This window comes from Okibacterium endophyticum (genome assembly GCF_054780075.1).
This window is the reverse complement of sequence record NZ_BAAGXA010000012.1, coordinates 322000-335905: the sequence shown is the minus strand read 5'-3', so window position 1 is coordinate 335905 and position 13906 is coordinate 322000. Positions and strand designations below refer to the sequence as shown.

Here is a 13906-nt window from a genome sequence, read left to right as displayed (position 1 = left end):
TCGCCCAAGATCTCTTGTCGGCGCACTCGATCACCCTGTTCTGATGGGGAGGAGACCTGTGCACGACTGAATGGGGGGAGTCCCGTTCAGCCAAGGGTCCATCCTAAGCGCCGCAGCGCTGTCTCGCAAGTTGGGCCTCTGTGCCTCGACCCCGCTCACTGTCTCGCTCTCTGTGGCCGTTCCGGACGTGGGGGACGATTCCGCCGACCACCTATGTCCGCAAAGGTCACAGAGAGCCGGGATGGGAGCGCACACTACTGCTTCTGTGCGCCGAGCTCGGCGCACTTCGCGCACAGCCCGAAGATGTCGACGATGTGCTGCGCATCGGTGAAGCCGTGCTCGGTCGCGACCCTCCGTGCCCATGCCTCGACCTCCGTGGCCTCGATCTCGACGGTCAGCCCGCAGTTGCGGCAGATCAGGTGATGATGGTGACCCGTCGACTCGCACGCACGGTAGAGACTCTCGCCCTCTGGCGACTGCAGCGAATCCGCTTCTCCGGTCGTGGTCAGGTCGGAGAGGGCCCGGTAGACGGTGGCGAGCCCGATCGGGGAGCCACCGTCGCGCAGCTGCGAGTGCAGGCTCTGCGCACTGATGAATCCCTCGGTCTCATCGAGCGCCTCACGCACAGCCTCACGCTGCCAGGTGTTCCGTTTCACCGCCACGGGCATCCGTTCGTCGTCATTCGCGAGCGACTCGCGCTCTGCTGATCTGCGTCTAGCGTAGCCCGGGTCGCGGCTTGCTGCGCAGCCCGAGCAGCCTGCAGACGAGGTAGATCACGAACGAGATGGTGGTGATGTACGGACTGATCGGAAGGGAACCGCCGAGAGCGAGCATGATGCCGCCGACGGCGGACACGAAGCCGAACACCATCGCGAGCACCGGCACGAGCACAGGAGACGCAGAGACCCTGAGCGCCGCGGCCGCGGGAGTCACGAGCAGCGCCATCACGAGTAGGGCTCCGATGATCTGGACGGAGACCGCGACGATGAGGCCGAGCAGCACCATAAACGCGAGTGAGACGAAACGGGTCGGCACTCCCCTGGCGGCGGCGACATCGGCGTCGAGGCTGTCGAAGCTGAGCGGACGCCAGATCAGCAGCAGGCCGATCAGAACCAGGATGCTGATGGCAGCCAGCCAGACGAGGTGCGGGCCGTCGACAGCGATGATCTGACCGGTCAGCAGACTGAACTTGTTCGCGCTTCGCCCGGGATAGAGCGCGAGAAAGAGAATGCCGAGGCCGAGGCCCGCCGGCATCAGCACACCGATGATGGAGTTGCGGTCCCGCGCCCTGGCGCCGAGCAGGCCGATCATCACGGCCGCGGCGAGTGAGCCGACGAGGGCACCCGCCACAACACTCAGCCCGAACAGCAGGGCGGCGGCGGCGCCCGCGAACGAGAGCTCGCTGATGCCGTGCACGGCGAACGCCATGTCACGCTGCATCACGAAGACGCCGATCAGGCCGCCGACGATGCCGAGAACGGCTGCCGCGATGATCGAGTTCTGCACGAGCCCGAGCAGCTCGCCGTAGTCGGCGAAGTTGAACAGCCGTGACCAGAGGTCTTCTTCGGTCATCTCCCGGCTCCCCGCTGCGCGACTGTCACCCGGTTCTCACCCGATTCGGACGTGTTCATCCCGCATACCGGGTGAATAGGTCCAAGACGGGTGATGTCGCCAGCTGCTGCCGCAGAACGACGGATGCCACCGGCGGTCACGCGCGCGCGCCAGACGGATGCGTGTGGTGATGATGGTGATGCGTCTCGGCGTCCGGGATGCCGACGACCACAACGCGTTCGCCGGTTCGGATGACGTCGACGGGCGTGCCGTAGAGATCGCTCAGCACGTCTGACTGCAGCACCTCGGCCGGAGTCCCCTCGCGGAACCGCCCGCCCGCGAGATAGAGGATGCGATCGACCAGGCCGAGCACCGGATTCACGTCGTGTGTCACGAACACGACGGGGGTGCCGTGCTCGCGTCGTCTGGTCTCGATGAGGTCAGAGACACCGCGCTGGTGCTGCAGGTCGAGGCTCAGCAGCGGCTCGTCGCAGAGCAGCAGCAGCGGATCGCCGGCGAGCGCCTGTCCGACGCGCAGTCGCTGCTGTTCTCCACCGGAGAGGTTGCCGACCGGTTCGTCTGCATACTCGGCTGCGCCGACGGACTCGAGCAGCTCGTCGACCCTGGCGCGATCGGCCGGCCCTGACACGGGGAGCCCGAATCGATGGCCGTTCACCCCGAGGGCGACGAGGTCCCTCGCGCGCATCGGCGTGCCTCCGGGGATCAGCTTCTGCTGCGGGATGTAGCCGATCCGCCTGTCGCCGCGCGTGACCGGATGGCCGTTGAACTCAACGGTTCCCGCATCGAGCTGCTGTTGCCCGAGAACCGCCTTGAGCAGACTGGTCTTGCCGGATCCGTTCGGGCCGAGCACCGCGAGAAACTCTCCCTGGCAGACGTCGAGATCGAGACCGCTCCAGAGCGTGCGCTCGCCGAACGCCAGCTCGGCGCCGTGCAGGCTGAGCACGGGGTCGGACGGATGCCTGTGTGCATGCGCACCATGCGCCGCCGTCACCTAGGCCAGTGCCTCTGCGATCGCGTCGAGATTAGCGGTCATCCAACTCACGTAGTCCTCGCCGTCCGGAAGCGTCTCGGTGAAGCTCACCACCGCGACGCCGGCGTCTTCTGCCGCCTCGAGCACGCGTTCGGTCTCAGCGCTGCTCGTCTGCTCATTGTAAGCGAGCAGTCGCACATCGCCGGATTCGACGACCTGAAGGGTCTCGCTCAGAACGGCCGGAGAGACGTCTGTGCCCTCTTCGATCGCCTCGCTGAACTCGGGCGGAGTCAGGTCCGTGAACCCGGATGCCTCGAGCAGGTACCCGGGAACGGGCTCGGTCACGAGCGCCCCTGCGCCGTCGACAGTCGCAGAGAGCTGCTCCGCCTGTTCTTCGAGGCCGTGGATCTGCTCGGCGAAGGCCTCGAGGTTCTCGTCGAAGTCCTGTGCGTGCTCCGGTGCCGCCTCACCGAGTGCGTGCGCGAGCTCGCGGGCGAGGTTCTCGATCGCCGCCGGGCTGTACCAGACGTGCTCGTTGAACCCCTCGATGTGGTCGTGGCCGGCGTGCGCGTCCCCGGTTGCGTCGGCGTCCGCCTCGTCGGTGTGCTCGTGGTCGTGCTCTTCTGCGGCGTCGCCCGGCATCAGCCCAGACAGCTCAGAGGCGCTCAGCACCTCTGCGTCGTGGTCTGCGGCCTCGAGCAGAGTGTCGATGAACGGGTCGTATCCGCCTCCGTTCTCGATCACGATGTCTGCCTTCGACAGGGCGAGCTGGTCCTGCGCACTGGCTTCGTAGCTGTGCGGGTCCTGGGCGCCGCTCGTGATGATGCTCGTCACCTCGGCGTACTCGCCGGCTATGGCCTCTGCGACATCGCCATAGACGTTTGTGGATGCCACGACCTGCGGAAGACCCGACCCGTCGCCGGCGTCTGCCGTGCCGGAACATGCGCTCAGCACAAGGGCTGCGGCGGGAATGAGCGCGAGGGCGATATACGATTTCTTCACCGCACAAGACTATGCCTAATGATAACTATTATCAAAACGGAAGTGCTCCGCCCCGACCCGATTCCCGTCGCCGCCACATCTCACCGCCCGGGTGTGCCGTCGAGCGGCGTCCAGGCGCGCGCCACGCGTGAACACCGACGCGTGGATCGAGCGATGAACGAAGAGCACCCCGGCCGGGTGGACCCGGCCGGGGTGCTCGCAGCGAACGTGACTAGCTGGTCAGCCCGTCGACGTACTCCTGGTTGTCTTCGATCCACTGCTCGAGAATGGGGGCGTAGTCATCACCCTCGTAGTCGATGAACATCGCCTTGATCAGCGAGTTCAGCTTCTCGTTGTCCATCGTGAAGTTCTCGAGCCACTCGGCGGCCTGCGGAGAGTTCTCGACGAACTCCTCGCTTCCGTAGGTGTAGAGGCTCTCGGTCTCGCCGAGGGCGCCCTCGGGGTCTTCGAGGTTCTTGATGGGGAACTGGCTGTAGGCGCGGTGCGGCTCCCACAGCGTGACGACGATGTTCTCACCGGCGTCTGTCGCGGCTTTGAGCTCGGTGAGCATCGCGGCCGTCGACGCGGTCTGGAACTCCATGCCGTCGAGGCCGTAGGTCGGGATGACCTCGTTCTCCATGGCGAGGGTGAGGCCGGCGCCCGGCTCGATGCCGACGATCTTGTTGTCGAAGAGCTCTGCATTCTCTGCGAGCTCCGCGATCGAGTCGATCGGGGCGTCTTCGTTCACCGCGAGGGTGAGCTTGGACTCGTTGTTCCATGCGCCGATCTCAACGATGTCGTCGCCGTAGGTTTCGAGGTACTCGGCGTGTGTGTTCGGCAGCCAGACGTCTGTGGTGAAGTCGTAGTCACCCGATGACAGTCCCTCGAACACGGGGGCGACGTCTGCGTTCTCGAGTTCGACGGTGTAGCCCTGCTCCTCGAGAACCGTCTTCCAGAGCCAGCTCGTGGCGGTGCCTTCGTCCCAGCCGTTGAACACGGCGAGGGTGAGGTCCATTTTCTCTCCGCCGTCGCCGCCTCCGGCGTTGCCGTCATCGCCGTTGGCGCAGCCGGCGAGACCGATCATGCTCGCTGTGGCAATGGCCGCGATGGCGAGTGTGCTGTGTTTCTTCATTGTTTCCTCTCGTTGGTGCGATTGGACGGATCAGATCGCGCGCACGCCGCTGAACGGCGGCACCGAACTGACGGTGAGTGGCCTGTTCAGGGCGCGGTGGGTGCCCGCCGCGGACCGGCGGCGACAAGCGTCTCGGCCTCGTCTGCAGCATCGCCTGACGCGCCGATCGTCGCCTGGGACGTGCGCGCCCGGCGCTTTCTGGTGCCGAGGGATGCCGTCAGCCGGTCGAGCACGATCGCGAGGATCACCACAGACAGGCCGGCTTCGAAACCGAGGCCGATGTCGATGCGGTTCAAGCTCGCGACCACGTCGGCTCCCAGACCGCCTGCGCCGACCATACCGGCGATGACGACCATCGACAGCGAGAGCATGATGACCTGGTTGACACCGGCCATGATGCTCGGCATCGCGAGTGGCAGCTGGATCTGGCGCAGGATGCGGAACGGAGAGGATCCGAAGGCCTGGCCAGCCTCGACGACCTCTTTGTCCACTCCCCTGATGCCGAGCTCGGTGAGCCTCACACCGGGTGCCAGCGCGAACACGATGGTCGCGACGATGCCGGGCACAACGCCGACGCGGAACAGGATCAGCGCAGGAATCAGGTAGACGAACGCGGGCATGGTCTGCAGAAAGTCGAGGATCGGCCTGATGATCTGCGACGCCGTGTCAGACCGGGCGGCGAGGATGCCGAGGGGGATGCTGATGACGACGGCGATCAGGCTGGCGACGAGCACGAGTGACAGCGAGTCCATCGCGTTGTCCCACTGGTCGACGGCGACGATCAGGCTGAAGCCGACGACGACGCCCACGGCGAGCTTCCAGCCCTTCGCGAAGAACGCGAGAACGGCGACGGCGACGATGATCCCCCAGAACGGAGGGGTCTGCAGCACCCAGTTCACGGCCTCGTACAGGCCGAGAAAGATCGTGCGCAGCACGGTGAAGACCGGCTGCAGGGTATCGGTGAGCACATCGACGAAGTCTTCGACCCACTGGCCGAGCGGAATACGGAAGTCCATCAGGCGAGACTCCCTTCTCTGGAGGCATCCGCATCGCCGGAGCGACCTGCCGTCTCTCTGAGTGTTGCGGTGATGAGGTCGACGGGCACCGTGGCCATCGGCTCGATGATCTGCTGCTCCCCGGTCGTGGCCGGCAGATTGGCGAGCGCCGCGAGCAGGGTGACGCGCGGGATCGCACCGATCAGGCGGCCGCGCTCGTCGACGACGGCGACGGGCAGCGGGCTCTCTGCGGCCGGCTCGAACAACTCGACCAGGTACTGGTCCGGCCCGACGGTCGCCGCATCGTTTTTGACGACGGCCATCAGATCGGTCTCGCTGTTCTTCACCTGTCGAAGAACGTCTTTGTCGTGCACAACACCGACGAGCTTGCGGCCGCTTCCGACGACGAAGGCCGCGGAGGTCTGCAGATCGCGCATGGTGCGCAGCGCCGCGCGGGGTCCCGCGGTCGCCGAGACGACGGAACGCGGCGGCTCCATCACACTCGATGCGGTGAGCACCCTCGCGCGGTCGACATCCTGCACGAACTGTGCAACATAGTCGTTGGCGGGGTCGGTGAGGATGTCGTCTGGCGTGCCGATCTGCACCGTGCGTCCGTCGCGCATCACGGCTATGCGGTCACCGAGGAACATGGCCTCGTTGAGGTCGTGGGTGATGAACACGATGGTTTTTCCGAGCTCCTGCTGAAGCTCGACGAGCTGTTCCTGCATCTCGCGGCGGATGAGCGGGTCGAGTGCGGAGAACGCCTCGTCCATCAGCAGCACGTCCGTGTCTGCGGCCAAGGCGCGGGCGAGCCCGACTCGCTGCTGCATTCCGCCGGAGAGCTCGCTGGGCAGCTTGTTCTCCCAGCCTTTCAGCCCGACGCGTTCAATGACGCCGAGAGCGCGCTCCCGGCGCTCGGCGAGCGGTGTGCCCTGAACCTCGAGCCCGTATGCGGCGTTGTCGAGAACAGTGCGGTGCGGCAGCAGCGCGAAGTGCTGGAACACCATCGAGATGTGCTTCTTGCGCACCTCGCGAAGCTGGGCGTCTGGCAGGCCGACGATCTCGGTGCCGAGCACCTTCACGGATCCGGCCGTCGAGTCGAGCAGCCCGTTGAGCATACGGATGAGCGTGGATTTTCCTGAGCCGCTCAGCCCCATCACCACGAAGATCTCACCCTCGCGCACCGAGAAGCTCGCGTCGATGACCGCCGCGGTGCCGAGCGACGAGAGCTCGTCACGGCTCTGACCGGCTTGGAGTCTTTTGACGACCTCTTTGGGACGACGCCCGAAGACCTTGTAGAGGCGGGATGCCTCGATGGCGATGGGCGGTTCTGCGGCGGGAATGGTGTGGGAGTCTGGAAGTGTTTGGGTCACGGGTTCCTTGCGCACACACCCAGGGGCAGGGCAGTCTCGGGTGTGTGGGTGATCTCACGGCCGGGTCTCAGTCAGACTGCAGCAGGCCGATCACAACACCGGCGGCGCAACAAGGGTTTTGGCGCTCTTCCAGGTGAAACGAATCTGCTGCCGGGAGATCATCTTGACCGTTCCCAACGACTGAAGACCATACGTTCGCGCCACCGCTTCTCACGGGTGACACGGTCGCGGACTGGTTTTCTGGCCATCAAGGCCACCAACCACCGTATCGACCGAAGGCCGGACTGGCAAGGCGAGACCGGGGGAACACACGCGTCGGATCCCGCGGAATCATCACCCCATCGGTGATTTCTTCCGTTGCCGTTTCGTTATCTGCGCCGGCTTGATGTCGGCGCCCGCCCTGGTCGTCTCAGTCGAGCAGCAGAGCAGGCTCCTCGACGATCGACGCCACATCGGCGACGAATCGCGACACGACGTCACCGTCGACGACACGGTGGTCGAACGAGCCGCCGATCGTCGTCACGTAGCGCGGGCGCACCTCGCCGTCGACGACCCACGGCTTCTGCTTGATCGTTCCGAGGGCCATGATCCCCACCTCACCGGGGTTCAGGATCGGGGTTCCCGTGTCCATTCCGAACACACCGATGTTGGTCACCGTGATCGTGCCGCCAGACAGGTCCGACGGCGGCGTCTTGCCGTCTCTCGCGGTGAGCGTCAGCTGCTCGAGAGCCTGCGCGAGCTGCAGCAGGCTCATCGACTGCGCCTCTTTGACGTTCGGCACAAGCAGTCCGCGGGGCGTCGCCGCGGCGATGCCGAGGTTCACGTAGTGATGCACGATGATCTCTTCGTCCGTCCACGTCGCATTCACGGTGGGGTTGCGGCGCACGGCCCAGATGATCGCCTTCGCCATGATGAGGAGTGGCGACACCTTCACGCCCGCGAAATCGGTCGACGCCTTCAGCCGTTTGACGAACTCCATGGTGCGGGTGGCATCCACGTCGACGAAAACGCTGACGTGCGGCGCCTGGAATGCGCTCTGCACCATCGCTTTGGCGATCTGCTTGCGCACACCCTTCACCGGGATCCGCTCTTCGCGCTCCTCAGCCCAGTCCGGGGTCTCGATGTTGCGGAACACGCTGGCCTGCCCCGCGTGCCTCACAACGTCTTCTCGTGTGATCTCGCCGACGAGGCCTGTGCCCTGAACCTCGCTCAGGTCGACGCCGAGGTCGCGCGCCAGCTTGCGGATCGGCGGCTTCGCGATGATCGGGCTTGCAGCGGCCGCAGGAACGGATGCCGGTGCCGCCTGCGCGTGCCCCGTCGGCGGCTTCGTGGTGCGCCCACGGCGCCTCGAGCTCACCTGGCCTCCGGTGCCGTACCCGACGAGCACGGCACCCGTCGAACCCGCCGGCGACTGCGTCGTCTCTGGCGCCTCGTGCGCGATGGTGGCGTTCGTGTCTGCCACGTCGGCAGCGATGTCTTCTGCGATCCCCGGCGACGTGACGGCCGCAGCCTGTGCGGGCGACGCACCAGGGGCATCTGTCGTCGACACCCTGATGATCGGTGTGCCGACCTCGACGGTGTCGCCCTCGCCCACCAGAAGCTCGCCGACCGTTCCGGCGAACGGCGACGGCAGCTCGACGAGCGACTTGGCCGTCTCGATCTCGACGAGAACCTGGTTCAGCTCGACCGGGTCGCCCGGCGCCACCTTCCAGGAGACGATCTCTGCCTCTGTGAGTCCTTCACCGACGTCGGGCAGCTGGAATTCCGACTGGCTCATGATGATTCCCTCCTGTGCTGGTGCACAATCAGTGTGCGGGCGTCAGTACGCGAGGGCACGGTCGACGGCTTCGAGAATGCGGTCCGCGTCTGGCAGGAACAACCCTTCGAGCTTCGCCGGCGGGAACGGCACGTCGAAGCCAGAGACTCGGAGCACGGGCGCCTCGAGCGAATAGAAGGCCTGTTCCGCGATCGTCGCGGCGATCTCAGACCCGACAGACACGAAGCCCGCCGCCTCTTGCGCGACGATCAGCCTGCCCGTCTTGCGCACGGAGTCGAGGATGGGGCCGTAGTCGATCGGCGAGATCGAGCGCAGGTCGACCACCTCGAGCGAGATGCCCTCTGCGTGGGCGAGCTCTGCGGCCTGCAGCAGCACGGTGACCATCGCGCCGTGGGCGAGCACTGTGACGTCGGTGCCGGCGCGAACCACACGGCTCGCGTGCAGCGGTGCCGCCGGAGCGGAGAAGTCGACCTCGCCCTTCGGCCAGTAACGGCTTTTGGGCTCGAAGAACATCACCGGGTCGTTCGAGGCAATCGCCTCTTGGATCATCCAATAGGCGTCGTTCGGCGACGCGGGGCTCACCGAGCGCAGCCCCGCAGTGTGTGCGAAGTATGCCTCCGGGCTCTCTTGGTGGTGCTCGATGGCGCCGATGTGGCCGCCGTACGGCACCCGGATCACCACGGGCATCGTGAGCGTGCCCTCGTGACGGTTCGTGAGTTTGGCCAGCTGAGACGTGATCTGATCGAAGCCGGGGTAGATGAAGCCGTCGAACTGCACTTCGCAGACCGGGCGATAACCACGCATGGCGAGCCCGATGGCCGTGCCGAAGATGCCGGACTCCGCCAGCGGGGTGTCGAGCACCCTGTTCTCACCGAACTCGGCCTGCAGGCCCTCCGTGATGCGGAAGACGCCGCCGAGGCGCCCGATGTCCTCGCCCATCATCAGCACACGCGGGTCGTCGAGCATCGCCTGCCGAAGCCCGGCGTTGATCGCCTTCGACATCGGCAGCGAACGGATGCCCGCCTGTGTCGCGTCGGCGGATGTCGCGTCGGCAGGTGTCGCGTCGTCGACTGCGTCGTTCGCGACCGGCTGTCCGTCGTGCACGCTGTTGCTCACCTGTCGTCACCGCCCTGCATCTGAGTTTCGTACTGCTCGAGCCAGTCGGCCTGCGCGGCCGTCAGGGGGTGGTCCTCCGAATACACGAAGTCGAAGACCTTGCCCACCGGAGGGTCGCCGAGTTCGAGCGTGCGGCGACGGGTGTCCGCCGCCATGTCTTTCGCCTCTTCTTCGACCTCGAGGAAGAGCGCATCCGATGCGCCCCGGCTGCGCAGCCAGGCCTCGAAACGGCTGATCGGGTCACGTGCGATCCAGGAGTCGAGCTCTGCCTGGGTGCGATACTTCGAGGGATCGTCGCTTGTGGTGTGAGCACCGACCCGATAGGTCAGGGCTTCGATGAACTGCGGCCCGCCGCCCGCACGTGCGTCGTCGAGGTGCCTGGCCGTCACCGCGTAGCTCGCGAGCACGTCATTGCCGTCGATCTGCACACTCGGGATGCCGAATCCGGTGCCACGGTTGACGAGGGGTGTGCGCGACTGTCGCGAGACCGGAACGCTGATCGCCCACTGGTTGTTCTGCAGAAAGAACACCTGCGGTGTCTGGTAGCTCGCCGCGAAGACCATGGCCTCGCTGACGTCGCCCTGGCTCGATGCGCCGTCCCCGAAATAGACCATCACGGCCTGGTCGCCTGCCGGGTCACCGGTTCCGCTCGCGCCGTCGAGTCCGATACCCATCGCATACCCCGTGGCATGCAGGGCTTGCGACCCGATGACCAGTGTGTAGAGATGAAAGTTGCCGTTGCGGGGATCGGCGGGGTCCCACCCGCCGTGGCTGATGCCGCGCATGATCTCGATGATCTTCATCACGTCGATGCCTCTGATCATGCCGACAGCGTGCTCGCGGTACGAGGGGAAGATGTGATCCTGAGGCCGTGCGGCGTGCGCAGAGCCGACCTGGGCGCCCTCCTGCCCGTTGCTCGGAGGCCACAGCGCGAGCTGACCCTGCCGCTGCAGGTTCTCGGCCTCATGGTCGAACGCGCGGATCACAACCATGTCGCGATAGAACCGCCTGTGGTCGTCGTCGCCGAGGCGGTCGAGCATCGGTGTGTACTCTTCGGCTGCCGCCGTGGGAGCGAACGCTCCCTCTGCGGTGAGGAAGCGCACCGGGGCTGACGTGCTCGTGGAGATGTCTCGATCCGTCATCGTTTTACGCTATCCGCTTCGCCGGGTGGTTCTCTGGTAGATCTCGCACAATGTCCGCCGTCGCCTGCAGTATCTTCTCCACAGATTCGATCTCGCCGACGCTCACCCTGATGCCGCTCGCACTGAAGGCGCGTGCCACGACACCCGCCTCGCGCAGTGTGTCGTCGGCGGCATCCGTCTGTTCGCCGGTGGCGAGCCAGATGAAGTTGGCCTGCGACTCCGGCACGTTCCAGCCCTGGGCGGTGAGGGATGCCCGCACACGGTCGCGCAGCGCGGCCAGCGTGTGCACCCGCTCGAGCAACTCGATCTCGGCATCGAGCGACGCGATCGCCGCCTCTTGGGCGATTCCGGTGACCGAGAGCGGGATGGCGGCGGCACGGGCGCCGTCGAGCACCCGGTGGTGCCCGACCGCCCAGCCGATGCGAAGGCCTGCAAGGCCGTATGCCTTCGAGAAGGTGCGCAGCACAACGAGATTCGGATGGCGTCCGATGAGCCGCAGGCCGTTCACCGCGTCGTCTCGTGTGACGAACTCGGCGTAGGCCTCGTCGAGCAGCACCAGTACGTCGCCGGGGACCTTTGCCAGGAATCTGTCGAAATCGCGTGCGGTGACAACGGTGCCCGTCGGGTTGTTCGGCGAGCAGACGATCACAGCCCTTGTGCTGTCGGTGATCGCCGCGGCCATCGCCTCGAGGTCGTGCCCGCCGTCTGGACGGTTGTCGACCTGAACACTCGTCGCGCCGGCGACGGTGACAAGGCCGGGGTAGGCCTCGAACGACCGCCAGGAGTAGACGACGTCGTCGCCGGGCCCCGCGGCAGCGGCGATGAACTGACTGAGCAGTGCGACGGAGCCCGACCCGACGTGCACCTCGTCGACCGAGACTCCGTGACGCGCGGCGAGCGCGTCACGGAGTCTCAGTGCCCCGGCGTCCGGGTATCGGTTCATCGTGCCCGCTTCGCGTGCGACGACGTCGACGATGCTCGGCAGGGGCGGATACGGATTCTCGTTGCTCGACAGCTTGAACGAGTCCTCGCCGGCAGGTCGGCCCTGCCGGTATGGCGCTGCCGCGAGAATCTCCGGGCGGAGCCTCACAGGGGCCGGGTCGAGGGGTTGTGCGTCTGATGTCACCTGTCGAGTCTAGACAGTCGGTTCATTCCGCAGCGGGCATGCGCGCGATCTGCCCAATACCTCAGGCGATCTTGCGCCGGTACGACGCCATGGCGAGGATGTAGCCGACGACGAGGATGCCGACGCACCACGCGAGAGCGATCCAGATGTCGCCGCCGACCGGTCGCTCGGCGAACAGGTCCTGGATCGTGTTCACGATCGAGGTGACCGGCTGGTTCTCAGCGAACCAGCGCACGGGCCCCGGCATGGTGTCCGTCGGAACGAAGGCCGAGCTGATGAACGGCAGAAAGATCATCGGATACGAGAACCCCGTGGCGCCGTCGACCGACTTCGCGGCGAGGCCGGCGAGGATGGCGATCCAGGTCAGCGCGAGGGTGAACAGTCCCAGGATTCCGACCACGGCAAGCCACGCCAGCGGGCCTGCTCCGGTGCGGAAGCCCATCAGCAGGCCCACAAGCACGATGATCACGAGTGTGATTCCGTTGGCCACGAGCGACGTCACCACGTGGGCCCAGAGCACCGACGATCGTGCGATCGGCATGGAATGGAACCGCTCGAAGATGCCGCCCTGCAGATCGTTGAACATCCGAAGAGCCGTATAGGCGATCCCAGACGCGATGGCGATGAGCAGGATGCCGGGCATCAGGTAATTGACGTAGTTGTCGGTGTCTGTCTGGATGGCGCCGCCGAACACATAGACGAACAGCAGCATCAGGGCGATCGGCGTGATCGCCGTGGTGATGATGGTGTCCATGCTGCGGGTGATGTGCCGCATGGAGCGGCCGAGGAGAACCGTTGTGTCTGACAAGAAGTGGGTGCTCATGACCTGTCCTTCTGTGTGTGCTCGTTGTGTGATGTGTTATCGCCTGTGTCGCCGACAAGCGCGAGGAAGATCTCCTCCAGGCTCGGCTGCTTCTCGACATATGCGACCTCCGCCGGCGGCAGGAGCTTCTTCAGCTCGTCGAGGGTGCCGTTCGCGATGATGGTGCCCTGATGAAGAATCGCGATCCGATCCGCGAGTTGCTCGGCCTCGTCGAGGTACTGGGTGGTGAGCAGAACCGTTGTCCCCTGCGCCGCGAGGTCTTTGACGACCTTCCACACGTCGATGCGGGCTTCAGGGTCGAGTCCGGTGGTCGGCTCATCGAGAAAGATCACCTTCGGCCGCCCGATCAGGCTCATGGCGATGTCGAGACGACGACGCATGCCACCTGAGTACGTTGCTGCTCTCCGCGCGCCCGCATCGGTCAGATTAAAGCGGGCGAGGAGCTCATCGGCGACCTGGCCCGGGTTCTTCAGATGCCGCAGCTTCGCCACGAGCACCAGGTTCTCCCGACCGGAGAGGATCTCGTCGACGGCTGCGAACTGCCCCGTCAAGCTGATCGACTCCCGGACTCGGAGCGGGTCGGTTGTCACGGTGAAGCCATTGACCGTGGCTGCGCCGGCGTCTGGCCTGAGCAGCGTGGAGAGGATTCTCACCACCGTGGTCTTGCCTGCTCCGTTCGAGCCGAGAAGAGCGAAGATGCTGCCGGGCGCGACCTCGAAGTCCACACCCCGCAGCACGTGCAGATCCCTGTAGGACTTCTTCAGGCCCCGCACACGGATGGCGGGCTCGCGGCTCTGTGTGTTCGTTGTGATGCTCATATCGCCTTCTCTTCTCTTGTGGCCGCCGCGGTGAGGCGGCGGGTCTCGTGTGCGTCCTTCTGGCTGTGTGCCTGGTGGATG

At 65.7% G+C, this 13906-nt stretch carries 13 protein-coding genes; all 13 read right to left on the bottom strand.

Features of this window, described 5'->3' with window-relative positions:
* Positions 1–254 precede the first annotated feature (254 nt).
* Positions 255–668: a Fur family transcriptional regulator gene (locus ACYVF5_RS15625; RefSeq protein ID WP_460948074.1), complete on the bottom strand. Its 414-nt coding sequence runs from the start codon at positions 666–668 to the stop codon at positions 255–257.
* A gap of 46 nt (positions 669–714) precedes the next feature.
* Positions 715–1572 carry a metal ABC transporter permease gene (locus ACYVF5_RS15620; protein WP_460948072.1) on the bottom strand — a complete coding sequence of 286 codons (858 nt, stop codon included), beginning with the start codon at positions 1570–1572 and terminating at the stop codon, positions 715–717.
* A gap of 136 nt (positions 1573–1708) precedes the next feature.
* Positions 1709–2563 (bottom strand): metal ABC transporter ATP-binding protein, encoded by an 855-nt coding sequence (locus ACYVF5_RS15615; RefSeq protein ID WP_460948070.1) that lies wholly within the window; start codon positions 2561–2563, stop codon positions 1709–1711.
* Positions 2564–3544 carry a metal ABC transporter solute-binding protein, Zn/Mn family gene (locus ACYVF5_RS15610; protein WP_460948068.1) on the bottom strand — a complete coding sequence of 327 codons (981 nt, stop codon included), beginning with the start codon at positions 3542–3544 and terminating at the stop codon, positions 2564–2566.
* Between the two features lie 211 nt (positions 3545–3755).
* Complete coding sequence (locus ACYVF5_RS15605) at positions 3756–4655, bottom strand: glycine betaine ABC transporter substrate-binding protein (protein ID WP_460948066.1); 900 nt, start codon at positions 4653–4655, stop codon at positions 3756–3758.
* Between the two features lie 86 nt (positions 4656–4741).
* Complete coding sequence (locus ACYVF5_RS15600; protein ID WP_460948064.1) at positions 4742–5671, bottom strand: ABC transporter permease; 930 nt, start codon at positions 5669–5671, stop codon at positions 4742–4744.
* Entirely contained in the window at positions 5671–7023 is a 1353-nt protein-coding gene (locus tag ACYVF5_RS15595; RefSeq protein WP_460948062.1) for a quaternary amine ABC transporter ATP-binding protein, read from the bottom strand. The genes ACYVF5_RS15600 and ACYVF5_RS15595 overlap by 1 nt, the downstream gene beginning before the upstream one ends.
* A gap of 409 nt (positions 7024–7432) precedes the next feature.
* On the bottom strand, positions 7433–8800 hold the full coding sequence (locus ACYVF5_RS15590; RefSeq protein WP_460948060.1) for a dihydrolipoamide acetyltransferase family protein: 1368 nt from the start codon (positions 8798–8800) through the stop codon (positions 7433–7435).
* A gap of 42 nt (positions 8801–8842) precedes the next feature.
* Positions 8843–9802 (bottom strand): alpha-ketoacid dehydrogenase subunit beta, encoded by a 960-nt coding sequence (locus ACYVF5_RS15585; protein ID WP_460948406.1) that lies wholly within the window; start codon positions 9800–9802, stop codon positions 8843–8845.
* A gap of 110 nt (positions 9803–9912) precedes the next feature.
* Positions 9913–11058, bottom strand: a complete 1146-nt coding sequence (locus tag ACYVF5_RS15580; protein WP_460948058.1) for a thiamine pyrophosphate-dependent dehydrogenase E1 component subunit alpha — start codon at positions 11056–11058, stop codon at positions 9913–9915.
* Between the two features lie 4 nt (positions 11059–11062).
* Positions 11063–12184, bottom strand: coding sequence for a histidinol-phosphate transaminase (locus tag ACYVF5_RS15575; RefSeq protein ID WP_460948056.1), 1122 nt, complete (start codon positions 12182–12184; stop codon positions 11063–11065).
* 61 nt (positions 12185–12245) lie between these two features.
* Positions 12246–13007 carry an ABC transporter permease gene (locus ACYVF5_RS15570; RefSeq protein ID WP_460948054.1) on the bottom strand — a complete coding sequence of 254 codons (762 nt, stop codon included), beginning with the start codon at positions 13005–13007 and terminating at the stop codon, positions 12246–12248.
* Positions 13004–13825, bottom strand: a complete 822-nt coding sequence (locus ACYVF5_RS15565) for an ABC transporter ATP-binding protein (RefSeq protein ID WP_460948052.1) — start codon at positions 13823–13825, stop codon at positions 13004–13006. The genes ACYVF5_RS15570 and ACYVF5_RS15565 overlap by 4 nt, the downstream gene beginning before the upstream one ends.
* Between the last annotated feature and the right edge of the window lie 81 nt (positions 13826–13906).

Excerpts from the sequence above, each read along its gene's own strand:
- ACYVF5_RS15625 (WP_460948074.1), bottom strand. The coding sequence starts at position 668 with ATGCCCGTGGCGGTGAAACGGAACACCTGGCAGCGTGAGGCTGTGCGT.
- ACYVF5_RS15620 (WP_460948072.1), bottom strand. The coding sequence starts at position 1,572 with ATGACCGAAGAAGACCTCTGGTCACGGCTGTTCAACTTCGCCGACTAC.
- ACYVF5_RS15605 (WP_460948066.1), bottom strand. The coding sequence starts at position 4,655 with ATGAAGAAACACAGCACACTCGCCATCGCGGCCATTGCCACAGCGAGC.
- ACYVF5_RS15600 (WP_460948064.1), bottom strand. The coding sequence starts at position 5,671 with ATGGACTTCCGTATTCCGCTCGGCCAGTGGGTCGAAGACTTCGTCGAT.
- ACYVF5_RS15590 (WP_460948060.1), bottom strand. The coding sequence starts at position 8,800 with ATGAGCCAGTCGGAATTCCAGCTGCCCGACGTCGGTGAAGGACTCACA.
- ACYVF5_RS15585 (WP_460948406.1), bottom strand. The coding sequence starts at position 9,802 with ATGTCGAAGGCGATCAACGCCGGGCTTCGGCAGGCGATGCTCGACGAC.
- ACYVF5_RS15580 (WP_460948058.1), bottom strand. The coding sequence starts at position 11,058 with ATGACGGATCGAGACATCTCCACGAGCACGTCAGCCCCGGTGCGCTTC.
- ACYVF5_RS15570 (WP_460948054.1), bottom strand. The coding sequence starts at position 13,007 with ATGAGCACCCACTTCTTGTCAGACACAACGGTTCTCCTCGGCCGCTCC.
- ACYVF5_RS15565 (WP_460948052.1), bottom strand. The coding sequence starts at position 13,825 with ATGAGCATCACAACGAACACACAGAGCCGCGAGCCCGCCATCCGTGTG.